Annotated in this window: 20 protein-coding genes, 1 tRNA gene and 1 pseudogene; 14 read left to right on the forward strand and 8 right to left on the reverse strand. The window is 65.4% G+C overall.

Annotated features, from left to right (window positions below):
- Positions 1-5: 5 nt before the first annotated feature.
- The gene (locus L1087_RS10010) at positions 6-2015 is read right to left on the reverse strand and encodes an Ig-like domain-containing protein (RefSeq protein WP_234558752.1); all 2010 of its coding nucleotides are present in this window, start codon (positions 2013-2015) and stop codon (positions 6-8) included.
- 322 nt (positions 2016-2337) lie between these two features.
- On the opposite strand from L1087_RS10010, the gene L1087_RS10015 reads away from it, so the two are divergent.
- From L1087_RS10015 to carA, 4 genes are read left to right on the forward strand one after another with little or no spacing between them, the layout of a single operon-like run.
- Positions 2338-3582 carry an argininosuccinate synthase gene (locus L1087_RS10015; RefSeq protein ID WP_234558753.1) on the forward strand — a complete coding sequence of 415 codons (1245 nt, stop codon included), beginning with the start codon at positions 2338-2340 and terminating at the stop codon, positions 3580-3582.
- Positions 3572-4960, forward strand: coding sequence for an argininosuccinate lyase (argH, locus tag L1087_RS10020; RefSeq protein WP_234558755.1), 1389 nt, complete (start codon positions 3572-3574; stop codon positions 4958-4960). Before L1087_RS10015 ends, argH begins: the two co-directional genes overlap by 11 nt.
- A gap of 1 nt (position 4961) precedes the next feature.
- The gene (locus tag L1087_RS10025) at positions 4962-5495 is read left to right on the forward strand and encodes an N-acetyltransferase (protein WP_234558777.1); all 534 of its coding nucleotides are present in this window, start codon (positions 4962-4964) and stop codon (positions 5493-5495) included.
- Between the two features lies 1 nt (position 5496).
- Entirely contained in the window at positions 5497-6672 is a 1176-nt protein-coding gene (carA, locus tag L1087_RS10030) for a glutamine-hydrolyzing carbamoyl-phosphate synthase small subunit (protein WP_234558757.1), read from the forward strand.
- Positions 6673-6762: 90 nt separating this feature from the next.
- Here carA and L1087_RS10035 read toward each other — a convergent pair whose 3' ends face one another.
- The 3 genes from L1087_RS10035 to L1087_RS10045 form a co-directional block, all read right to left on the reverse strand.
- Positions 6763-8394 (reverse strand): formate--tetrahydrofolate ligase, encoded by a 1632-nt coding sequence (locus L1087_RS10035; RefSeq protein ID WP_234558758.1) that lies wholly within the window; start codon positions 8392-8394, stop codon positions 6763-6765.
- A 9-nt stretch (positions 8395-8403) separates the two neighbouring features.
- Entirely contained in the window at positions 8404-9555 is a 1152-nt protein-coding gene (locus L1087_RS10040; RefSeq protein ID WP_234558759.1) for an ATP-binding protein, read from the reverse strand.
- 86 nt (positions 9556-9641) lie between these two features.
- Positions 9642-10589: a threonine/serine dehydratase gene (locus tag L1087_RS10045; RefSeq protein ID WP_234558760.1), complete on the reverse strand. Its 948-nt coding sequence runs from the start codon at positions 10587-10589 to the stop codon at positions 9642-9644.
- 65 nt (positions 10590-10654) lie between these two features.
- Here L1087_RS10045 and secG point away from each other — a divergent pair, with 65 nt between their 5' ends.
- Complete coding sequence (secG, locus tag L1087_RS10050; protein WP_038040470.1) at positions 10655-10882, forward strand: preprotein translocase subunit SecG; 228 nt, start codon at positions 10655-10657, stop codon at positions 10880-10882.
- A gap of 36 nt (positions 10883-10918) precedes the next feature.
- Positions 10919-10994, forward strand: a tRNA-Ala gene (locus tag L1087_RS10055).
- A 34-nt stretch (positions 10995-11028) separates the two neighbouring features.
- Here L1087_RS10055 and L1087_RS10060 read toward each other — a convergent pair.
- Complete coding sequence (locus tag L1087_RS10060) at positions 11029-12135, reverse strand: LptF/LptG family permease (RefSeq protein WP_234558761.1); 1107 nt, start codon at positions 12133-12135, stop codon at positions 11029-11031.
- On the reverse strand, positions 12132-12767 hold the full coding sequence (locus tag L1087_RS10065; RefSeq protein WP_234558762.1) for a hypothetical protein: 636 nt from the start codon (positions 12765-12767) through the stop codon (positions 12132-12134). Before L1087_RS10065 ends, L1087_RS10060 begins: the two co-directional genes overlap by 4 nt.
- Before the next feature lie 65 nt (positions 12768-12832).
- Between L1087_RS10065 and L1087_RS10070 the strand changes: the two genes are divergently transcribed.
- Both L1087_RS10070 and L1087_RS10075 read left to right on the forward strand, forming a co-directional pair.
- Entirely contained in the window at positions 12833-14278 is a 1446-nt protein-coding gene (locus L1087_RS10070) for an O-antigen ligase family protein (protein WP_234558763.1), read from the forward strand.
- Positions 14275-14688 (forward strand): hypothetical protein, encoded by a 414-nt coding sequence (locus tag L1087_RS10075; RefSeq protein WP_234558764.1) that lies wholly within the window; start codon positions 14275-14277, stop codon positions 14686-14688. The genes L1087_RS10070 and L1087_RS10075 overlap by 4 nt, the downstream gene beginning before the upstream one ends.
- Here the strand turns inward: L1087_RS10075 and L1087_RS10080 are convergent.
- Together L1087_RS10080 and L1087_RS10085 are read right to left on the reverse strand one after the other, a co-directional pair.
- Positions 14685-15464 (reverse strand): apolipoprotein A1/A4/E family protein, encoded by a 780-nt coding sequence (locus tag L1087_RS10080; RefSeq protein ID WP_234558765.1) that lies wholly within the window; start codon positions 15462-15464, stop codon positions 14685-14687. The two genes, L1087_RS10075 and L1087_RS10080, sit on opposite strands and share 4 nt — an antisense overlap.
- Before the next feature lie 14 nt (positions 15465-15478).
- The gene (locus tag L1087_RS10085) at positions 15479-17104 is read right to left on the reverse strand and encodes a hypothetical protein (protein WP_234558766.1); all 1626 of its coding nucleotides are present in this window, start codon (positions 17102-17104) and stop codon (positions 15479-15481) included.
- A gap of 40 nt (positions 17105-17144) precedes the next feature.
- Here L1087_RS10085 and L1087_RS10090 point away from each other — a divergent pair, with 40 nt between their 5' ends.
- The 6 genes and pseudogenes from L1087_RS10090 to L1087_RS10115 form a co-directional block, all read left to right on the forward strand.
- Positions 17145-18482, forward strand: a complete 1338-nt coding sequence (locus L1087_RS10090) for a nucleotide sugar dehydrogenase (RefSeq protein WP_234558769.1) — start codon at positions 17145-17147, stop codon at positions 18480-18482.
- Positions 18479-19396 carry a Gfo/Idh/MocA family protein gene (locus tag L1087_RS10095; RefSeq protein WP_234558771.1) on the forward strand — a complete coding sequence of 306 codons (918 nt, stop codon included), beginning with the start codon at positions 18479-18481 and terminating at the stop codon, positions 19394-19396. Before L1087_RS10090 ends, L1087_RS10095 begins: the two co-directional genes overlap by 4 nt.
- 2 nt (positions 19397-19398) lie before the next feature.
- The gene (locus L1087_RS10100; protein WP_234554983.1) at positions 19399-19986 is read left to right on the forward strand and encodes an acyltransferase; all 588 of its coding nucleotides are present in this window, start codon (positions 19399-19401) and stop codon (positions 19984-19986) included.
- Positions 19983-21080 carry an aminotransferase class I/II-fold pyridoxal phosphate-dependent enzyme gene (locus tag L1087_RS10105; RefSeq protein WP_438948067.1) on the forward strand — a complete coding sequence of 366 codons (1098 nt, stop codon included), beginning with the start codon at positions 19983-19985 and terminating at the stop codon, positions 21078-21080. The genes L1087_RS10100 and L1087_RS10105 overlap by 4 nt, the downstream gene beginning before the upstream one ends.
- Positions 21077-22348 (forward strand): lipopolysaccharide biosynthesis protein, encoded by a 1272-nt coding sequence (locus tag L1087_RS10110; RefSeq protein WP_234558773.1) that lies wholly within the window; start codon positions 21077-21079, stop codon positions 22346-22348. The genes L1087_RS10105 and L1087_RS10110 overlap by 4 nt, the downstream gene beginning before the upstream one ends.
- A 44-nt stretch (positions 22349-22392) precedes the next feature.
- A pseudogene (locus L1087_RS10115) lies at positions 22393-22952 on the forward strand (DUF4277 domain-containing protein); the annotation flags it as partial.

Below are 22952 nucleotides of genomic sequence, written 5' to 3' on the forward strand. Positions count from 1 at the left end.
CCTCCTTACTGCCCGGTGGTGAAGTCAAAGACCTGGGTTTCCGTGCGGCTGATGCGGAAGGGGGCGGCGTTGTTGGGCCAGGTTTGGACGCTGTAGGCCGAGATGCGGTAGCCCTCTGCGGGGTTGTACTTGTAGGCGTAGCTCACGTAGAGCTGCCAAGCGTAGGTGCGGAGGGCCTGCAGGGCGGGGAGCTGGGCCAGGCCGTCGAAGTTGTAGGGCAAGGTGACGGTGCCCTGGGTCACGTCCACAGGTACGTGGTTGGGCTTGCTGGGATCATACACGCCTGCGGTGTCGGTGAAGATTACCAAGCCGCCCACGCCGGGGTGGTACCCGTAGACCACCGCTTCCCCGTTCGGGATGTCGTTATCCGGGGTGCCGAACTCCACCAGGAGGTTGTACCCGGCCAGGGTCTGCCAGGCCACGCTGTCCCCGGTGAGGGTGTCCCAGAGGACCAGGTTGTAGGCCGCCCCGTCCGCGCCGATGCTGAGTTGCGGGTGGCCGAGGGTGAAGTCGGGCGTCAGGGAGACCCCCGTGCTTTCGTCCGCCGGGCTCACGAGGGGGGCGAAGAAGGGAGGCAGGGGGGTGGTGGCGCTGGGAGCGCTTTCCGCCCGGTTGGCCCCCCGGGCCACCACCCGGTAGTAGTAGGTCTGTCCAGGCGTAAGGTCGGGGGAGGCGTCGCGGAAGTAGAAGGGGCGGTTGAAGGGGTTGGTGGGGCAGCTGGCGCTTCGGCTTCCGCCTACGGTGCCCACCCGCTGCCAGTTCACGCCGTCGGTGGAGCGCTCGATGTCAAAGGCAAAGGGGGTGGGGTTGGCGCTGGAGTAGCACCAGCGCACCTCCACGTAGAGGTTGCTCCCCGCCGGTGCGGCTTCCGGATCCAGGGTAAGCTCGCCCACCTCTCCCTTGGCCACCGGCACGGTGAGCTTGGCCGGGGCCTTCACGTCGTAAAAGCCCACGGCGCGGGTCAGGGTGATGGCGGTGGCGGCCACGCCCGTGGGAGCGCTCACGGTGTTGTTTTGTGAGGTGGCGGTGTTTCTAAAGGTAATGGGGATAAGGTAGTGGCTCCGGTTCTGGTTGAAGTCGTAGGCCACCACCTCCAGGTAGACCGTCTCCCCGCTGGCGCTGCCGAACCCGGCCACATTGCTTCCCGAAAGGGCTTGAGCGCCTGTGTCCTCCGTGTCTGTGAAGATGCGGCGGCTCCAGGTGGCGCTGTTGGTGACGAAGCCCGAGCCGGGGGTGCGGCCCAGGGCCACGTAGATGTAGCGCATGGGGCGGACGTAGTCCTTGGAGGTGTCCACCTGAACCCGGAAGGGGATGGTGTTGGTGAAGGTCTGGCCCTCGAGGGGCTGGGTGCCGTCTTGGGTGATGATCAGCGTGGGGGGTGTAGTTGTGGCGGTGGCGTCAAAGGCGGGCTTCTGGACCAGGGTCACCGAGGCCATTTCCGGCACCCGGATGCCCTCCATGACGCTGCCCGCCATGCCGGGCTTCTGGGCCTCGAGGCGGTAGACACCCGGCGATAAGTTGGTGAAGCTGAAGGAACCATCGCTAGCGGAGGTAGCCGTGGCTACCAGGGCACTGTTTCTATAAAGCCTCAAGGAGCTCCCTGCCACGGGGCCTCCTGCGTACTCGCTGACCAGAATTCCAGACAGGGTGTGAATGGCCATGGGGTCGTAGGTCACAGCGAGGCTCGAGGATCCCTTATTCCCTGCGGCATCGTAGGCGTTGACGGTGATGGTATTTTGGCCTTGCTGCAGGCTTATCTGGAACTGGAAGTTTACGGAGGTTCCTGGGGTGATGGCGATCTCTTGTTCAGCGCTGCCGTTGAGCTGGTAGGTCAAGCGCACCACCCGGGTGTTGTCCTGGGCGGTGCCCTGGACGGTGACCTGGGGGGTGTTCACGATGGCCCCGTCCTGGGGAGAGGAGATGGTGACAGTTGGGGGGGCGCTGTCGGGGGAACAACCGGTCAAGGCTAAGAGGGTGGCGGCGAGTAAGGTACCCAAGAGACGCGCAAGCCTCATAAGACCTCCTTTGTCAGGAACGTTATCCGTAGGTCGGATGGCCGATGCCTTTCCATAACAGCGTTTCACCTCCCTTTGGAAGCGCCTAGGCTACGACAAAGAGACTATATAGGAAACGCTGCGAAGGGTGTCAATAAGCACCCACACGCAAAGGTTGCCCCATTGGCCAAAGCCAAAGGGGCGTGCTCATGGCCTCTTTGGGGTCCCCGTCGTGGCGCAAGCCACGACGGGGTACTTAGTACGGGCAACGTTCTCCGGGGCACTCGTGCTCACAAAGGTGTATACTTATGCATGCCCCTTCGGGGGTAGACTAGAGGTCGGCATGAAGATCGTCCTGGCATACTCCGGCGGGCTGGACACCAGCATCATCCTCAAGTGGCTTAAGGAAACCTACGGGGCCGAGGTCATCGCCTTCACCGCGGACATCGGCCAGGGGGAGGAGGTGGAGGAGGCCCGGGAAAAGGCCCTGAGGACCGGGGCCTCCAAGGCCATCGCCCTGGACCTGAGGGAGGAGTTCGTGCGGGACTTCGTCTTCCCCATGTTCCGCGCGGGCGCGGTGTACGAGGGCTACTACCTCCTGGGCACCGCCATCGCCCGGCCCCTCATCGCCAAGTACCTGGTGCGGATCGCCGAGGAGGAGGGCGCCGAGGCCATCTCCCACGGGGCCACAGGCAAGGGCAACGACCAGGTGCGCTTTGAGCTCACCGCCTACGCCCTGAAGCCGGACATCCGGGTCATCGCCCCCTGGCGGGAGTGGCACTTCCGGGGCCGGCAGGAGATGATCGCCTATGCGGAGGCCCACGGCATCCCCGTGCCCGTGACCCAGGAGAAGCCCTATTCCATGGACGCCAACCTCCTGCATATTTCCTACGAAGGGGGGGTGCTGGAAGACCCCTGGGCCGAGCCCCCCAAGGGGATGTTCCGCATGACCGTGGACCCCGAGGAGGCCCCCGATGCCCCGGAGTACGTGGAGGTGGAGTTTTTCCGGGGGGACCCGGTGGCGGTGAACGGGGAAAGGCTTTCCCCAGCGGCCCTTCTGCAGCGGCTCAACGAGATCGGGGGGCGGCACGGGGTGGGCCGGGTGGACCTGGTGGAGAACCGCTTCGTGGGCATGAAGTCCCGTGGGGTCTACGAAACCCCAGGGGGGACTATCCTTTACCACGCCCGGCGGGCGGTGGAAAGCCTCACCCTGGACCGGGAGGTGCTCCACCAGCGGGACCAGCTCGCCCCCAAGTACGCGGAGCTCGTCTACTACGGCTTCTGGTACGCCCCCGAGCGGGAGGCCCTCCAAGCCTACTTTGACCACGTGGCCCAGGCGGTCACCGGGGTGGCAAGGCTCAAGCTCTACAAGGGGAACGTCTACGTGGTGGGGCGGAAAGCCCCCAAGAGCCTCTACCAGAAGGACCTGGTCTCCTTTGACGAGCTGGGGGGCTACGACCAGAAGGACGCCGAGGGCTTCATCCGGATCCACGCCCTGCGCCTCAGGGTGCGGGCCATGGCGGAAAGGCCCCAAGAGGGCAAAGCCCTCTCGGGGACCCCAAAGGAGGGGGAGCCCTATGGCCCATAGGACCTGGGGGGGCCGCTTCGCCGAGGGGCCGGATGCGCTGGCGGCCCGCTTCAACGCCTCCTTGCCCTTCGACCGGGCCCTCTGGCGGGAGGACCTCTGGCAGAACCGGGTCCACGCCCGCATGCTCAAGGAGGTGGGCCTCCTCACGGAGGAGGAGCTAAGGGCTATCCTTCAAGGCCTGGACCAGATCGAGGAGGAGATCCAGGCGGGCACCTTCCCCTGGCGGGAGGAGTTGGAGGACGTGCACATGAACCTGGAGGCCCGCCTCATGGAGCTCGTCGGCCCCCCTGGGGGCAAGCTCCACACCGCCCGTAGCCGTAACGACCAGGTGGCCACCGATCTCCGGCTTTTCCTCCGGGGTGCCCTGGACGAGCTCTTGGCCCTGCTTTTGGACCTGCGCCGGGTGCTGGTAAAGGAGGCGGAACGGCACCTGGAGCCCCTTTACGTCCTCCCCGGCTACACCCACCTGCAACGGGCCCAGCCCATCCTCCTTGCCCACTGGTTCCTGGCCTACTACGAGATGCTTTCCCGGGATGCGGGAAGGCTCAAGGACGCCCGGGAGCGCCTGAACGAAAGCCCCTTAGGGGCGGCGGCCCTGGCGGGGACGGGCTTTCCCATTGACCGCCATTACACCGCCAGGGAGCTTGGCTTCCATAGGCCCATGCGCAACTCCCTGGACGCGGTGGCTAGCCGCGACTTCGCCCTCGAGGTCCTCTCCGCCCTCAACATCGGCATGCTCCACCTCTCCCGCCTGGCGGAGGAGCTTATCCTTTACAGCACCGAGGAGTTCGCCTTCTTGGAGGTGCCGGACGCCTTCGCCACGGGAAGCTCCATCATGCCCCAGAAGAAGAACCCGGACATCCTGGAGCTCATCCGGGCCAAGGCGGGGCGGGTCCTGGGGGCTTTGGTGGCGCTTTCGGCGGTGGTGAAGGGCCTGCCCCTCGCCTACAACAAGGACCTGCAGGAGGACAAGGAGCCCCTTTTGGATGCCCTCGCCACCTACCGGGATAGCCTCAAGCTCCTCGCCGCCCTCCTCCCCGGCCTCCGGTGGCGGCGGGAGAGGATGGGACAGGCGGCGGAGGGAGGGTATGCCTTGGCCACGGAGCTCGCCGACTACCTGGCGGAAAAGGGCCTGCCCTTCCGGGAAGCCCACCACGTGGTGGGCCGCCTGGTGCGCAGGCTGGCGGAGGAGGGAAGGCCCCTCAAGGACCTGACCCTGGAGGAGCTTAAGGCCCACCACCCCCTCTTCGCCGAGGACGCCCTGCCCCTCCTCCGCCTGGAGACCGCCATCCACCGCCGCAGGTCCTACGGGGGCACGGCCCCCGAGGCGGTGCGGGCAAGGCTTCTGGAGGCCAAGAAGGAGGTGGGCCTTGACTGAGGTGAAAGGACTCGAGCTCTCCACGGTGGCCCTACCCGAGGTGCGCCCCAACGCGGGGGTGGAGCTCAGGAAGGCCAGGCTTTCCGATGTGGAGGCCATCTACTGGCTCATCCGCTACTGGGCGGAGAAGGGGCTCATGCTGGTGCGGAGCCACAGCCACCTCTACGAGAACATCCGCGACTTCCAGGTCCTGGAGGACGAGGACGGGCAGATCGTGGGCACCGTGGCCCTGCACGTCCTCTGGCGCGACCTGGCCGAGATCCGCGGCCTGGCGGTCCACCCCCAGCGGCAGGGCCAGGGCCTGGGGCGCTGGCTGGTCTTGGGGGCGGAGCGGGAGGCCCGGGACCTGGGGCTCCCCCGGGTCTTCGCCTGGACGCTTCAGGTGAACTTCTTCCGTTCCCTGGGCTACCAGGTGACCACCCGGGAGGCCTTGCCCCCCAAGGTGTGGAGCGAGTGCAACGCCTGCCCCTTCTACGAGAACTGCCGGGAGATCGCCGTCATCAAGGGGCTTTCCCCTGGGGCCTTCGGGGGCTAGAATGGCAGGAGTGAGGGAGCGCGCGGTTTTGGTCCTGGAGGACGGCACCGTCTACCACGGCTACGCCTTCGGGGCCCGGGGGAAGACGGTGGGGGAGGTGGTCTTCAACACCGCCCAGACCGGCTACCAGGAGATCATGACCGACCCCAGCTACCACGGGCAGATCGTGGTCATGACCTACCCCCACCAGGGCAACTACGGGGTGAACGTCTACGACATGCAGTCCAACCGCCCCTGGGTGAAGGGGTTCGTGGCCAAGGAGTTTAGCCGCATTGCCTCCAACCCCAGGGCCCAGCAGACCCTAGGGGAGTTCATGGAGTTCTACGGGGTGGTGGGCCTCGAGGGCATCGACACCCGGGCCCTGGTGCGCAAGATCCGCGAGGGGGGGGTGCTGAAGGGCGCCATCGCCCACGCCTCCCTCTACGGGGAGCCGGACCACGCCTTCACCCCCGAGGAGCTAGAGGCCCTGCGCCAGGAGGCCAAGGCCTGGACGGACATCGACGGCCGGGACATGACCCCCGAGGTCTCCACCCCTCTGCCCTACGCCTGGCCCACCCTAAAGTCGGGGCGGCGCATTGTGGTCATGGACTTCGGCATCAAGCACGCCATCGTGGAGAACCTGGCCCAGCAGGGGTTTGAGATCCTGGTGGTCCCGGGCAAGACCCCCGCCAGCCAGATCATGGCCCTGGAGCCCCACGGCCTCCTCATCAGCAACGGCCCCGGCGACCCCTCCATGCCCCGCTACGCCCACGAAACCATCTGGAAGCTCATGGGGCTTTTGCCCACCTTCGGCATCTGCCTGGGCCACCAGCTTTTGGCCCTGGCGGCGGGCGGGCGCACCTACAAGATGAAGTTCGGCCACCGGGGGGCCAACCACCCGGTGAAGAACCTCCTCACGGGGAAGATCGAGATCACCAGCCAGAACCACGGCTACGCGGTGGACATCGACTCCCTGAAGGAGTTCCGGCCCACCCACATCAACCTCAACGACGGCACCCTCGAGGGCATGGCCCATGCCCGCTACCCCGTCTTCTCCGTGCAGTACCACCCCGAGGCCGCCCCCGGCCCCCACGACGCCCTCTACCTCTTCCGCCGCTTCCTGGAGGAGGTGGAGGCCTTCCACGGGGTCACGGGGCTGCCCGTGGAGAAGCAAAGGGCAGACGGGCACGGGATCTAGACGCCCTCCGCGGCGCAAGCCACGGCGGCGGCCCTGAAGCCCTGGGTTGGCCGGGGCCCCCACCTTGGCGCAAGCCAAGGTGGGGTGGCCTCAGTAGTCCATCCCCCGGATGTTCCCCTCCTCGTCCACGTCGATGGAGAGGGCCTGGGGCACCTTGGGGAGGCCGGGCAGGGTTTCGATCCCGCCCATGTAGACCACCACGAACCCCGCCCCGAGGCGGCACTTGAGGTCCGTGACCCGGACCCTAAAGCCCTGGGGCCTTCCCCGGAGCTTGGGGTTGTCGGAGAGGGAGGTGGCCGCCTTGGCCATGACCACCGGCAGGGCCCCGCACCCTTCCTTTTGGGCGGCCTTGAGGGCCTTCTTGGCCTCCTCGCTCCACTCCACCCCCTCCGCCCCGTAGATGCGGGTGGCGATGGTTTCCACCTTGGCCTCGAGGGGCATCTCCAGGGGGTAAAGGGGGCGGTAGGCGTGGGGAAGCTCCAGGGCGTGGAGCACCTGTTCCGCCAATTCCAGGCCCCCTTCCCCGCCCCTGGCGTAGACCTCGCTCACGGCAAAGGGGAGGCCCCGCTCCTCGGCGAAGGCCCGCACCAAAGCCATCTCCTCGGGGGCGTCCGTGGGGAAGCGGTTGAGGGCGATCACCGGCTTGAAGCCGAAAAGCTCCACGTTCTCCACGTGCTTTTCCAGGTTGGCCAGGCCCCGCTTCAGGGCCTCGAGGTCCGGCATCTCGTAGGCGTCCTGCCCCCCGTGGTAGCGGAGGGCCCGCACCGTGGCCACCAGCACCACCGCCTCCGGCACCAGGCCCCCTGTGCGGGCCACCACGTTCATGAACTTCTCCAGGCCGAGATCCGTGGCGAACCCCGCCTCCTGCACCACGTAGTCCGCGAGGCCTAAGGCGAAGAGGCTTGCCCTCAGGGAGTTGGTGCCGTGGGCGATGTTGCCAAAGGGCCCCATGTGGACGAAGGCGGGGTTGCCCTCGGCGGTCTGGACCAGGTTGGGGAGGAAGGCCTGCCTGAGGAGGGCGGCCATGGCACCCACCGCCCCCAGGTCCTCGGCGTAGATGGGCTTGCCCTCGTAGGTGAAGCCCACGCGGATCTTGCCTAGGCGGCGCTTCAGGTCCTTGAAGTCCCGGGCCAGGCTCATGAGGGCCATGACCTCGCTGGCCACGGTGAGCTCAAAACCCCCCTCCCGCGGCACCCCGTGGGCCTTCCCCCCCAGGCCCAGGACGATGTGCCTTAGGGCCCGGTCGTTCATGTCGATGGCCCGCTTGAGCTCGATGCGCCGGGGGTCGATCCCCAAGGCGTTCCCCTGGTGGAGGTGGTTGTCCAAAAGGGCGTTCAGGAGGTTCACCGCGCTGGTCACCGCGTGGAAGTCCCCGGTGAAGTGCAGGTTGATCTCGTGCCGGGGCTCCACCCGCGCCCTGCCGCCCCCCGTGGCCCCGCCCTTCACCCCGAAGACCGGGCCCAAGGAGGGTTCCCTTAGGGCCAAGGCCGCCTTCTTCCCCAGCCGCCAGAGGGCGTCCACTAGCCCGATGGCGGTGGTGGTTTTGCCCTCCCCCGCCGGGGTGGGGGTGATGGCGGTAACCAGGATCAGCTTCCCTTTGGCCTTAGGGGGCTCCCCCAGCACCTTGGCCATGTGGGGGCCGTAGGGGTAGAGCCGGTCCTTGCCCAATCCCAGCTTGGCCGCCACTTCCTCGATGGGTAGAAGCGCTTCCTTGACGATCACGGGGTAAGCTTACCCCTCCTTCCCAGGGAAAGAAGTCCCGTCCTGGGGGCCCAGGTGCCAAAGCCTTTGCATCAGCTGGGGCAGGGGGATGGCCTGGACCTCAGGGGTAACGGGGTAGGTTTCCTCCCCCGGATAGACCACGAAAGCCGCTTGGGGCTTAAGATCCGCCAGGGCTTGATGGAAGCCCCGGGAGGGTTTGGGTTCCAGGCTGCGTTTTACCTCCACAGCCCAAAGGTTCCCTGAGGGAAAGACCAACAAAAGGTCGATCTCCGCTCCCGCATGGGTGCGGTAGAAGAACCCTAGCGCGCCCTCGGGGGCCACCCGGAGCAGGTTTTCCACCACAAACCCCTCCCAGCTGGCGCCTACCACGGGATGCCCTAGAAGGGTTTCCCAGTTGCCGATACCGAGGAGGGCGTGGACTAGGCCGCTATCCCGCAGGTAGAGCTTGGGGCTTTTCACCAGGCGCTTGCCCACGTTGGCCCCGTAAGGGAGAAGCCGCCTTAGGAGGTAAAGGTCTACCAGATAGTCCAAATAGCGGCTTACGGTTCTGCCGTCCAGCCCAAGGCTCCCCGCCAGGCGGGATAGGTTGAGGGTTTCCCCCTGGAGATGGGCCAGCATGGTGAGAAGACGGCGCAGAGTTTCCGCGGGCAGCCTTCCCCCTAAGGCGGGGATTTCCCTTTCCAAATAGGTGCGGAGAAAGTCTTGGCGCCAGCGAAGGCTTTCTCCGTCGTTGGGAGCCAGGAAGCTTTCGGGGAATCCTCCTCGGAGCCAAAGGCGCTCCAGCCCTTCTGTCACCTCCAGGGGGTCTAGGGGGGTAAGCTCCAGGTAACTGGCGCGTCCCGCCAAACTTTCCCCTGCCTGCCGGGATACCTCGGGGGATACGGACCCCAAAAGAAGGTAAAGGCCCGATTTCCTTCCCGCCCGCCTTGCCCGGTCCACCAAGCTTCGGAGCAGAGGGAAGAGCTCGGGCATCCGATGCGCCTCGTCCAGGATGACCAGGCGGTCCAGATAGCCTTCCAGGTAAAGCTCAGCCGCCGAAAGCTTGGCTCTATCCCTATCCGATTCCAGATCCAGGTAGTGAGCGTCAAGCTTTTTCCCTACCTCTAGGGCCAGGGTGGTTTTGCCCACTTGCCTGGCCCCGGTGAGCACCACTACCGGCACTTGGCGTAAACGCTCCTCCAGGAGAGGTTGGAGGCGACGGGTAATCACGCTTGAAAATCTAGCATCACGATGCCTGATTTTCAAGATTAAAAATCGCCCGGCGAGGGGCAAAACCCGCGGTTACCCCCCGAAAGGAGAAGGGCCAGCGTCCCGGGAAGCCTATCCCCGTGCTCCAGCACCGCCGCCAGGGGCAGGGCCCCGGTGGGCTCCACCACCTGCTTGGTGCGGGTGAAGAGGAGGCGCTCGGCCTCCAGGATGGCCTCCTCGCTCACGGTGAGGATGGCGTCCACCTTTTCCTGCAGGATGGGAAAGGTGTGCCGTCCCAAGGCCAGGGTCCGCACCCCGTCCGCCCGGGTCCTGGGAGCCTCGGGCAGGCGCACGATCTCCCCCCGTTCCAGGCTTCTTCTGGCGTCGTCCGCCCCTTCGGGCTCCACCCCCAGGACCAGGGTGGTGGGGGAGAAGGCCTTCACCGCGGTGGCCACCCCGGCGATGAGCCCGCCCCCGCCCACGGGGACCAAGACCGCCTCGGGGAAGACCCCAAGCCCCGCGGCCTGGGCCATGAGCTCCAGCCCCGCCGTCCCCTGCCCGGCCACCACCAGGGGGTCGTCGAAGGGGTGGAGGAAGGCGTAGCCGGTTTCCTCCTGGAGGGCCTTGGCCACCTCCTCCCGGTTTTCCACCCGTACCCCCCGGTCCACCACCTCGGCCCCGTAGGCCCGGGCGGCCTGCTTCTTGAAGGGGCTCGCGTCCTCGGGCATGACGATGAGGGCCTTCACCCCCAGGACCTGGGCGGCGTAGGCCACCCCTTGGGCGTGGTTGCCGCTACTGACCGCTAAAAGCCCCTTGGGCCTTTCCAGGGTGAGGGCCTTGGCCAGCGCCCCCCGGGCCTTGAAGCTCCCGGTCTTTTGCAGGTGCTCGGCCTTGAGGAAAAGGCGTTTGCCCAAGAGGTTGTCCAGGAGCCTCGAGGTGAGGAGAGGGGTGCGGTGGATGTAGGGGCGGATGCGCCGGAGGGCGGCGTAGATGTCGGCCAGTTCCATGGCCCCATCTTGCCTCACCGCACGGGGTGGACACCCCACCTTCCCCGCGCTAAAGTGGTAGGGGTATGGACTTCCTGTACACCTTGGTCATCCTTCTTTACCTCGGCGTGGCGGGGCTTTTGGTCTACCTGGTGCTGGTGCAGGAGCCCAAGCAGGGGGCGGGAGACCTCATGGGGGCTTCCGCGGACCTCTTTTCCGCCCGCGGCATCACGGGCGGCCTCTACCGCCTGACCATCCTCCTGGGGGTCATCTTCGTGGCCCTGGCCCTTTTGATCGGCCTCTGGCCCCGTTGACAAAAGCCTTCCCCCTCGGTACCATAGGCGTTGCCTGGGGCCGTGGCGCAGTTGGGAGCGCGCCTCAATGGCATTGAGGAGGTCAGGGGTTCGAATCCCCTCGGCTCCACCAGAAGCCCCCTGGGGAAACCCAGGGGGTCAGGCTTTTATCGGAGGGCCCTCACTCCTAGGAGGAGGAAAAGGAGGTTCGCCCCCCAGGCCCCCACCTCCGGGGGCAAAGCCCCAATCCCCGCCAGGGAGCGGCCCAGGAAGAAGGCCCCGTAGTAGGCCAGGGCCAGGACCACGCTGAGGCCCAGGGCCAGCCCCGTGCTCCGGCCGTACCTGAGGGCCATGGCCGCCGCCAGGAGGACCAGGACCAGGTTGGCCAGGGGCAGGGCCAGCTTGGAGTGGAACTCCAGCCGGGCCCGCCACTTCTCCAGGGGGGCCAGGAAGGGGTCGCGGATCTTGGCCCAAGCCTGGGAAAGGCTGTCCTGGCCGAAGCTGAAGGTGTCGGCGTAGTCGGCGATGGCCCGGGCCCGGGAGAGGTCCGACTCCACCTCCAGCACCTTTCCCTGGCTTACCACCCGGAACACCTTCCGGGTCTGGGCCAAAAGGTCCTGGGCGGTTTCCAGCCCCGGCACCTCCTGGAAGTCCACCCGGTAGAGGCGGTAGCCCTTCAGGGTGATCACCTTGTCCTCCCAGCTCCCCCTTTCAGCGAAGAGAAAGGTACCCTCCTCCCCCCGGAAGGAGGCGATGCGCACCCCCACCATCTCCTTGCGCTCCATGTCGAAGTCCTCAAAGTAGAGGCTTCGGCCCTGGCCGATGGGGATCTGCAGGCCCTTCAGGCGGAAAAGGCCCGCCCCTTGGGTGTGGATCTCGTCCCACCAGGCGGTGCGCACCCTTTCGTTGTAGTGGGGGACGAGCTTTTCCTGGAGGTAAAGGGCTAGGCCGCTTAGGAGGAGCCCCACCCAAAGGAGGGGTAGCGCCGCCCGCCAGAGGGGTATTCCCCCGGAGAGGAGGGCAAACTGGGCCCCTTCCGCGGAAAGCCTTCCGAAGACCAAAACCGTGGTGGTGACCAAGGCGATGGGGAAGACCTGGACCAGAACCCCCGGCACGTGGTAGGAGAGCCAGCGGGCCACCTTGGGGAGGGGTACCCCTTCCAGCCAGCGGGCCCCCGCGTAGAAGAAGCCGAAGAGATAGACGGCAGTGAGGAAGAGGAGGGCCAGGAGGAGGACGGGGAGGCTTTCCTTGAGGATGTGGCGGTAGAGGGTCATGGGAGGCGGCTGGCGTACTGGGCCAAGGGGGTGGTGCTGGGAGGCACCTTGGTGCTGGCCTGGACCTTACCGCCTTGGAAGCGCAGGTAAAGGCGGGCGCTTGGCCCCTGGCCCCTGAGGGTGGCCTTTCCTTCCTGGTAAGTGAAGCTTCCCAAGGCCAGGGCCTCCCGGTCCTTCAGGTTCACCACCAGGGTTTCCGCCTGAAGCCTGGGGCTATCCGCCTGCACCCTGCCCTTCAGGACCACGATCTCCTCGGCGAAGAGGGCCAGGGCCCTTTCCGCCTTCAGGCCCTTGAAGTCGGGGTTGCTGAAGGTGAGGCCGGTGAAGCGGGCCTCCTGCTTGGGGATGTCGTGGTCCAGGGTCTGGGCCAGGAAGGTTTCCCGCTGGGAGAGGAGCTCCACCCCCCGGGCCCGCACGAAGCTACCCTCCTTGTACTCGATGTAGCTCCCCTTAAGGCGCAGGCCGTTTTCGTTGTCGGTGAGGATGCCCCCTTGGGGCAGGGTGGTGATGCCGGTGTCCAGGTTGACCCGCTGGGGGCCAAAGGGCTCCACGCTGAAGGCGGCGAAGCGGGCCCCCAGGGCCAGGGCCAGGATCAGGGGGGCCACGGGCAAGAGGCGGCCAAGCCGGTTCATGCCAAGCACTTTACCCTAGGGTTCTGAGGAGCGCCTTAGGGCTCCCTTGGCGTATATTGTCCCCCGTGCGCTTCCTGCCCTTGGCCCTGGCTTTAGCCCCTCTCGTTCCTCCCCTGGCCCTCCTGGCCCCCTTGTTCCTGGGCTACTTGCGGCGGCTTGCCCCTTGGGCGCTGGGCCTTTTGGCCTTTTATGCCTTTTCCCTCCTCCTTCCTGCCCTGTTGGCCCCCGAGCCCCTGGCCTTCCCCCTGGCCCTGGGCCGGGTCCTTTATGTCCTGGGGCTGGTGGGGGCGGGGGTGGCCCTCTTTCGCCAGGCCCCGGAGCCCGCCCGGGCTCTCATGCCTTTGGGCTACGGGCTTTTCCTCCTCTACGGGAGCGCCCTTTTGGCCTCCTACCTGGTTTTTGGGGACAAGGTGGCCGAGATAAGGCTGATGCACCCCTTCCACAGCCCCGTGGGCCTGGGATTCTTGGGGGCCTTGGGGGTGCTCCTTGCGGTTTACGTCCGCTACCCCTGGCCCTTCCGCCTCCTCCTGGGCCTCTTGGGGGGGGTGGTCCTCCTCCTCACCGCCAGCCGCGGGGGGATGCTGGCCCTCCTTTTAGGGAGTGCGGGGGGGCTTCTTTTCCGGGGGCGGGGGCTTTGGGCTTTGGGGATGGCGGGGTTCCTCCTCTTCGCCGCCCTTTCCCTGGATACCCCCATCTCCCAGCGCTTCTTCCAGGCCCACCTCTCGGGACGGGAGGGGCTTTGGCTTCGGGCCTACGAGGTCTTCCAGGCTCACCCTTGGACGGGGGTGGGGCCTTATGTGCTGGGGGATTACCTGAAGGGGACGCTTTTGGGGGACTGCTTTCTCTTTCCCCTCCTCGAGGCCAAAGGCCTCGCCTGCCCGGACGGGCTCAGGCCCCTTGGGGGTCTTTGGACCTTCGCCCACAACCACCTCCTCCAGGCCCTGGGGGAAAGCGGGATCCTGGGGGCGGTGGGCCTCCTCCTCCTGGTGGGGGGGTTTTTGGCGGGGGCCTGGGGGGAGGGGCTCCTCTTCTCCCTCCTCCTGGCCTTTGCCGCCATGGGGATGACCGACAACCCCTTCAGCGTCCCCAGCCCTTTCCGGGGGGAGATCTTCTTCTTGGTGGGGGGGATGGCCCTGGCCCGGGGGGGGCGCCTTCCCGCCGCCTTGGGCTTCGCTGGGGCGGTGGCCCTCCTTTGGGCCCTGCCCTTCCTCTACCTGGCCACCCGGCCCCCCCTGCCCCCTCCTGCCCTCCTCTACGCCGCCATCCCGCCCGGGGAGGGGATGGGCTTCCTGCGCTTTTCGGGGGCCGAGGGGTACCGGGTGCAGGTGTGGCTCTGCGGGGAGAAAGCTTGTCAGCGCCTGGGGTGGGAGTGGCCGGGGGATCGGCGGGTGGCCTTCCCCTTCCCCCAGGACCTTCCCCCGGGGGAGTACCGGCTTCGGGTCCTCCTCTTCAGCCAGCACCGCCTGGCCCAGCGGCCTCTTTACCTTTGGGAAAAGGAGGTGGTGCGGTGAAGCCCTTAGCCCTGGTGGGCGGCGGGGCCCTCTTCGCCTTGGGGGTGGGCCTTGCCCTCTGGAGTCTTTCCCAAGCCTTTTCCGTGAGGTCTATGGAGGGTGAAGCTTGCGTGCCGGGTCCTCTGCCAGAAAGGGGGGAGCTTTGGTCCAACGGGGTGTTGGAGATTCCCCTTTGCCGCGAGGCGCAGGTGGGGTTTCTCCTCGAGGGCACCCTGGCCCAAGGGAAGGGGCCCCACGCCCTGGTGGTGGAAGGAGGCCGGGTGCTCTGGCAGGGGGAGGTGCGGGGGGTAGAGGAGGTCTGGGTGAGGGCCACGGGGAAGGGAACCCTGGCTTTGGCCTTCACCAACGACTTTTACCAGCCCCCCGAGGACCGGAACCTCTTCCTGCGGGCCTTGCGGGTGGAGCCTTAGCGGAAAAGGGTCAGCAGGGCTAAAACCACCCCGATGGCGGTGAAGACCAGGATGGCCTTGTTGAAGGCGGTGTTGATCTCCGTTCGGACTTCCATCCGGATGGCTTCCGCCTTTGCCGCCACCTGTGCGATCTGGGCTTGTAAGTTCTCCTCGGTTTTGGCGATGCGGGTTTCCAGGTCGGTGCGGACCTGGGTGATTTGGGCCTCCAGCCTCTCTTCGGTTTTGGCGATGCGGGCTTCCAGCTCGGCGCGGGTTTGCCCGATCTGGTCCTCCAGCTTCTCCTCGGTTTTGGCGATGCGGGTTTCCAGGTCGGTGCGGACCTGGGTGATTTGGGCCTCCAGCCTCTCCTCGGTTTTGGCGATGCGGGTTTCCAGGTCGGTGCGGACCTGGGTGATTTGGGCCTCCAGCCTCTCCTCGGTTTTGGCGATGCGGGTTTCCAGCTCGGCGCGGGCTTGCCCGATATGGGTTTCCAGCTCTCCCTTGATCCTCTCAAGGCGAGCCCCCAGCTCGTCCCTAGCCTGTTGGAGCTGGTTCTCCAAGTAAGCGTGCGCTTGCTGGATTAAGTCTAGCTTGTTTTCTGCGCGGGCCAGGCGCTCTTCCAGGAAGCCGATCCGGTTTTCCAGGTGGGCGCGGGTTTCCCTTAGCTCGGCCTTTACCTCTTCCCGTAGGGTGTCGATGCGCCGGGAGAGGTCCTGGACCAGGGGCGGGAGGACCTGGACCGTGGTCTCCACGATTCCCTCGAGCTTTTCCAGGCGCTCCAGGAGCCGGCCTTCCATCCTTAACCCCCAGTTTAGCGTAAGGACAGGCCGAAGGTCAGGCTCTGCCCCGTGGCCTCGTCGTACTGTCCCCGGAGGACGTTCTGCCAGCGGAGCTCATAGGCGAAGCAGCCGTCGTAGAGGCGGAAGGTAAGGCCCAGGCGGGTGAGGCCCTCCCCGTTTAGGCCCACCTCGGGGGCAAGCCACAGGGCCTGGCAGCAGGCCCGGTCCGGGAGGGGCATGGCGTAGGCGAGGCGCACCTCCTCGAGGCTCCCCCGCACGTAGGCCAGGCGGAAGTTCCCCAGGGCCTCGTCCCGGTAGCCCCCCTCCAGGCGGTCCAGGCGGTTCCCCAAGGGGTTTTCCAAGGTGTAGCCCAGGCTCCAGGGACCCAAGGCCCCCTCCAGCCGCAGGCGCTGGAACTCGTCCCGGTTCTCGTAGGTGAAGGGGGGCGTGGGGGTCAGGGGCTCCAGCCTGCCCGCGTAGGCCGCCCGCAGGGCGAGGTCCCCTTCCCGGTAGGCCAGCTCCACGCCGCCGCCCACCGCCAGGTAGGGGTCGTACCCGGCGAAGGGGTAGAGGGCCAGGAGGGCCTCGGGCCTCAGGGTGAGGGCCAAGGGGCCCTCCTGGAAGGTGTGGCGGTAGCCCCCTTCCAGGCCCAGGGTGAGCCCCTGGCTCCTGCCCGTTTCCGCGTAGCGCAGGAAGGGCCTGAGGGTGAGGCCCTCCAGGCGGAAGGTGGGGGCGTAGCGGGCCTCCAGCCTAGGGGTGTCCCGGTCCGGGGGGTTGGGGCTTGCGGCGAAGAGGAGGTCGTCCCAGTAGGCCCTTACCCCGGGGGCGTACCCGAACCGCACCTCAGCCCCCCGCCCTCCTTCCCTGAGGCCCAGGCGCAGGGCCTCTTGCGGGGTGCCGAGCCCCGTGGCCAGGAGGGTGAAGCGCCTCTCCCAGCGGCCGATCTCCTCCCCCGGCTGGGGCAGGGGGAAGTCCTGGAGGCCCACGGTCCAGCCCCCCGTGTCCGAGCTTGCCAGGACCAAGGGGCTTCTCAGGTCGGGCCTGCGGTTGGCGTTGGCGGTGGCCTCCCCCAAGGGGATTTCCAGGCCCCAAAGCCCCAAGGCGGCCTCCCCCCTAAGCTCCCCCGTGGCCACCAGGAAGGTGGCCTCCTCCATGCGCAGGCGCACGTCCTCCCCGCAGGGGCAAGGGGTGGCCAGGAAGCCCTTAAGCCTGGCCTCCTCCCGGGTGAAGGTGGCTTCTGCCGCCCGCACCCGGTAGGCGGGGCTTTCCAGGAGGACGCCCTCCCCCTGGAGGGGGGTTTCCAGGCGGAGCCTCGCCACCTGGGCCCTAAGCCGGCCCCGGTTCAGGCGCACCCCCTCCAGGGCCTTGCCCGAGAGGGCCTCGGCCTCCACCTGCCACCCCTCGGCCACCCCCTTCAGGCCCTCCGCCTGGAAGCTCCCTTCTGCCTCCAGGTAGCGGATGGCGGGGGCTTCCAGGTAAAGCCCCTCCCGTTCCAGGCAGGCCCGGCCCTCAAACACCAGGATCTCCCCGTCGTAGCTCATCTCCTCCCCGCCCAAAAGCCCCTCTTCCGTCTCCAGGGTGTAGGGCCGTTGCCCGCAGGGGCCTGCGAGGGCGAGGCTCACGCCTAAGGCGGTTGCCCAAAGCCACTTCACCTTCACGGGTAGAGTTTAATACCCTGCCCTTAGAGGGAGGTGTATCATGCCCTGGATGGAGAGCGGGATAAAGGCACAGACAAATCTAGACAACCTTAAGGAGAAGATTCGCACCCGGCAGGCGGTGGTGGGGGTGGTGGGCCTAGGGTACGTGGGGCTTCCCTTTGCGGTGGAGAAGGCAAAGGTGGGGTTTCGCGTTATTGGGGTGGACCAGAACCCTGCCCGGGCGGAAAAGGTGAACCGCGGCGAGAACTACATACCGGACGTCCGGGATGAAGAGCTCCGGGACCTGGTGGGAGCGGGTTTGATCCAGGCGGATACGGACTTCCGCCGGGTGCCGGAGATGGATGTCATTGTGATCGCGGTGCCCACCCCGCTTACCCGAAACCTCACCCCGGATCTCCGCTACGTGGTCCGCGTGACGGAGGCCATAGGCGAGCGGCTGCGTCCAGGCCAGCTCATCAGCCTGGAGTCCACCACTTATCCGGGCACCACGGAAGAGGTGATGCTCCCCATCCTCCAGTCCTCCGGCCTCGAGGTGGAGGAGGACTTTTTCCTGGTGCACTCCCCCGAGCGGGTGGACCCAGGGAACAAGCGGTACACCACCAAGAACACCACCAAGGTGGTGGGGGGCGTGGGCCCGCGTTCTTTGGACGTGGGCGCTTTTTTCTACGCCCAGACCATTGAGAAGGTGGTCACGGTCTCCAGCGCCAAGGCAGCGGAGCTGGTCAAGGTCTTTGAGAACACCTTCCGGGCGGTGAACATCGCTTTGGTGAACGAGCTGGCCCTTCTTTGCGATCGGATGGGGCTCAACGTTTGGGAAGTTTTGGACGCTGCCTTCACGAAACCCTTCGGCATCATGCCCTTTTACCCCGGTCCTGGCGTGGGTGGGCACTGCATCCCCATAGATCCCCACTACCTGGAGTGGAAGGCCAAGGAGTATAACTTCAACACGCATTTCATCGCCTTGGCAGGGGAAATCAACCGGAAAATGCCAGAGTTTGTGGTGGAGAAAGCCCTCCGGCTTCTGGCCGAGGCGGGAATTCCCGTGAAGGGGGCTAAGGTCCTGCTTCTGGGGGTGGCGTACAAGAAAGACATCGGCGACTACAGGGAAAGCCCGGCCATCAAGGTGATCGAGGGGCTGAAGGGCTTGGGGATGGAGGTCCAATACCACGATCCCTGGGTGCCCCGGTTTGCGGAAGGGGGGGTGAGCATGGAAAGTGTTCCCCTGACCCCGGAGCTTTTGCAAAGCCAAGACCTCGTGCTCATCACCACCGATCATTCGGTTTTCGACTACCCTTGGATACTGGAGCACGCTCCGCGGGTGTTGGACACCCGGGGGGCTACCCGTGGCCTTAAGCATCCCAAGGTGACCCTGCTATGATGCGATTCGCCCTCATCGGTGCCGCTGGCTATATCGCGCCCCGCCACCTGAAGGCCATGAAGGAGGTGGGGGGACAGCTGGTGGCCGCCCTGGACCCCTTTGATGCCGTAGGCGTGCTGGATAGCTTTTTCCCCGAAGCCCGGTTCTTCACCCATCCAGAAGTGTTTGAGGCCTTTCTAGAGGATGACCCTGTGGATTGGGTTTCCGTGGTGAGCCCCAACTACCTCCACGAGGCCCACATCCGGATGGGGTTGCGCCACGGGGCCCATGTCCTGTGCGAGAAGCCTTTGGTGATCGATCCTGCTTCCCTGGATCGCTTGGCGGAGATGGAAAGGCGCACGGGGAAGAGGGTCTTCACCGTGCTCCAGCTGAGGGTGCATCCCTCCTTGTTGGCCCTTAGGGAGCGCCTCCTGGGCGAAGGCGGGAAGAAAGAGGTAGAGCTTACCTACATCACCAGCCGGGGGCCGTGGTACCAGGAGAGCTGGAAGGCGGACGAGAAGAAGAGCGGGGGCGTGGCCACCAACATCGGTATCCACTTCTTTGATCTCCTTAGCTGGTACTTTGGGGGGATGGAAGCCCTCGAGGTCCACCTCCGCACCCCCACCACGGTGGCGGGCTACCTGGAGTTGGAGAGGGCGCGGGTGCGCTGGTTCCTCTCCATCGATCCCTCGGCGCTCCCCCAGGAGGCAAAGGCCCAGGGAAAGCGCACGTACCGCTCCATCCGCATCGAGGGGGAGGAGGTGGAGTTTTCCGAGGGCTTCACGGACCTGCACACCGAGGTTTACCGCAAGACGCTGTCCGGTGAGGGCTTTGGCCTAAACGAGGCCCGTCCGGGTATTGAGCTGGCGGCAAAGGTGCGCACGGCTGAGGTAAGCGTGCCCAGCCCAAGGGCGCGTCATCCTTTCTTGGGGTGAGCATGGAGTACTTCGTGCACGAGAGCGCCTATGTGGACGAGGGGGCCAGCGTGGGCCGGGGAACCCGCATCTGGCACTTCAGCCACATCATGCCCGGCGCGGAAATCGGCGAGGAATGCACCCTCGGCCAGAACGTGTTTGTGGCTAAAGGGGTGAAGGTAGGGCGGGGTTGCAAAATCCAAAACAACGTTTCCCTGTACGAAGGCGTGGTTTTGGAGGACTTTGTGTTTGTAGGCCCAAGCGCCGTGTTTACCAACGTCCGCACGCCGAGGGCCGCCTTCCCGCGCAACCGCAGCGAGGATTACTTGAAGACGTGGGTGAAGCGGGGAGCCACCATTGGGGCCAACGCCACCATCGTTTGCGGCGTCACCATAGGGGAGTGGGCCTTTGTGGCGGCGGGGGCCGTGGTTACCAAGGACGTTCCCCCCTATGCCTTGGTGGCCGGGGTACCGGCCAGGGTGGTGGGCTACGCCTGCGAGTGCGGGGTGCCTCTTAAGTTTGCCTCAGAAGAGGAGGGTGTAGAGGCGGTTTGCCGGGAGTGCGGGCGGCGGTACCGCAAGGAGGGGGAAAGGGTATGGAGGGTGGCGTGAGGGCGCGCATCCCCATCCTGGACCTTACCCCGGAGGTGGAGGCCCTGTGGGACGAGCTTATGGCGGCCATCACCCGGGTGCTCCGTTCAGGGCAGTTCATCTTGGGCCCGGAGGTGGAGGCCTTTGAGCGGGAGGTGGCCGAGTACCTGGGCGTGAAGCACGCCATAGGGCTCAACTCTGGCACCGATGCCCTGGTGATAGGTCTGAGGGCCTTGGGGATAGGCCCGGGGGATGAGGTCATCACCACTCCTTTCACCTTTTTCGCCACCGCAGAGGCCATCAGTTTAGCGGGGGCTACCCCTGTTTTTGTGGATATCGACCCGAGGACGTTTAACATCAATCCCGAGCTGATCCCCCCCGCCATCACTCCCCGGACCAAGGCCATTCTGCCCGTCCACCTCTACGGCAGACCGGCAGAAATGGATGCCCTACTGGCCATAGCAGAGGAGCATGGGCTGAAAGTGTTAGAGGACTGCGCCCAGGCCTTCGGGGCCACCTATCGGGGCAAGAAGGTGGGTACCTGGGGCCATGCCGGAGCGTTTTCCTTCTTCCCCAGCAAGAACCTGGGGGCCTATGGTGACGGGGGGCTTCTGGCCACCAACGACGATGAGGTGGCGGAGCTGGCCCGGATGCTTAGGGCCCACGGCTCGAGGCGCAAGTACTACAACGAGACGGTAGGCTACAACTCCCGCTTAGATGCTCTTCAGGCGGCTATCCTGCGGGTCAAACTGCCCCACGTGGACCGGTGGAATGCCGAGAGGCGGAAGGTGGCAGAGCGCTACAACCAGCTTCTTGCGGGGACTCCTGGGCTTGTCCTTCCCGAGGTGTCCGAGGGACACGTGTTCCACCAGTACACCGTGCGCGTCCTCGAGGGTCAAAGGGATAGGGTAAAGCAAGCCCTGGCGGAAGCAGGCATTGGTACCATGGTCTACTACCCGGTTCCTCTACACCGGCTTCCTGTCTATGGCTACTCTGAAGGTGTTTTCCCGGAGGCTGAGCGGGCTGCTACCGAAGTCCTTTCCCTGCCAATGGGTCCTTTCGTGGGAGTCAAAGAGCAGGAGAGGGTGGCTCAGCACTTGGGTGTCGCGCAATGAAGTTTTTTCTGGCACGCCCTTTGCTCAAGGGTTCTTTTATCCGAGGGGTGTTGGCGATAGCCGGGAGCACAGCCCTGGCGCAAGGGGTTGCGATTATTTCCTCGCCCATATTGACCCGTCTTTATGAGCCCAGCGATCTAGGTGTCTGGGGATTGTTTGTAAGCTATATTGCGGTAGTTTCAGCATTGGGCTCGCTGCGCTACGAGGTTGCGGTCGTTGCGGCCAAAGAGGATCAAGATGCTCGTCAGCTTGCTTCCGGCAGCCTATTTTTGGTTGTCGTAACTTCCTTCCTGGGGGCGCTTGTCTTTGAATGGATGAGGCGGGCGGATATTTTCGGTTTCTCGGCATTCCCGAGCCCAACCGCGGCTCTGGTCTTTTTGACCTTGCTTTTTACCGGCTTTGCCTTGGTGTTTCGCTATTACGCCATGCGTAAGGAAGCATTCTCTTTGATTGGGCGCTTCACGGTTGTGCAAGGATGGGCCAAAGTGGTCTTGCAACTGCTTCTAGCTCCTTTGGGAACGTTGGGACTGCTTCTGGGAGAAACATTTAGTCGCTTGGCGGGCCTCAGGCTGCTTTGGGGAGACCGCTCGTGCTGCAGAATTGGCGTTGATATCCGCACCCTGATTCGCTATTGGAGATACCCCGTATTTCAGCTTCCTTCAAGCATCTTGAATACCCTTGCCTCCTTCGCCTTGGTGCCCGTATTTGTGATGCTGTATGGTTCGGCAGTGGGCGGTGCCTTGGCCCTTGCGCAAAGGGTAGTGGGGCTTCCGGTGACCCTAATCGGGGGTGCGGTGGGAGATGTGTTCTACGGGCGTGCTGCTTCCTTGCTGCGTGAGGACCCCAAGCGGATAGTGGGGTTGTTCCTAGGGGTTTCCTTGAGGCTAGGTGTGTTAGGCTTCTTTCTGGGGGCAGCTGTGTGGTTTCTAGCTCCGAAAGTGACCCCCTGGTTGTTTGGCCCAGGATGGAAGCTTGCCGGCGATATGATGGGTGTCATGGGGCCCTGGATGGCGGCCCAGCTGGCGGTTAGCCCGGTGAGCCGACTGGTGTTTCTTACCTCTCGGGCATGGTTGAAGTTGGTATACGATACCTTCTCCTTATTGGTGGTGACCAGCCCAATATGGCTGTGGAACCTCAGTAGACCCGAGGATGCCTTGAAAAAGGTATCGCTTCTAATGGTTAGCGCTTATATGGTGTATTTCTTCATACTACTTGCGATGGCTATTCGAATGGGATTGCTGAGATTAGAAGATGGAGATGGTTCTTAGACCCCACATTCCGCACTCCTCCCACCCCCTAGTAGGATTTTGGGGTGGCAGAGACTCCCGACCTGCAGGTGTACGACCTCGGCCACCTGGACTTGGTGGCCGGCATCCTGGACCGCATCGGACTGGTATCCCTGGTGGACAGGCGGGTAGGTCCCCGCCCGGGGGAGAAGGTGAGCACGGGGGTAGCCTTGAAGGCCGCGGTCCTCAACGCCCTGGGCTTCCTTTCCTCCCCCCTTTACCTCTTCGGCCACTTCTGGGAGGGCAAGCCCACGGAGTGGCTCTTGGGGAAGGGCATCACCCCGGACCTCCTCAACGACGACCGCATGGGGCGGATGCTGGACAGCCTGTATGCGGTGGGGGTGACGGAGCTCTTCCTGGAGGTGGCCAAGGAGGCCCACCGGGCCTTTGCCTTCCCGGTGCGGGCCTTGCACGGGGACAGGGTTCCACGTGCACGGGAGGGGTGATGGGCCTGGTTTGCAGGGACACGGGGGGCATCCCCCTGCTCTTCCCTCCTGAGGACAGGAATGCCACGGACCGCAAGACCCTGGTGGACCTGGTGTCCCGGTACCGGCAAGCCTTGGATCCTGCGGGTGCCGGCCACATT

The sequence above is a fragment of the Thermus tengchongensis genome (assembly GCF_021462405.1).
In the GTDB taxonomy this organism is placed as follows: Bacteria; Deinococcota; Deinococci; order Deinococcales; family Thermaceae; genus Thermus; species Thermus tengchongensis.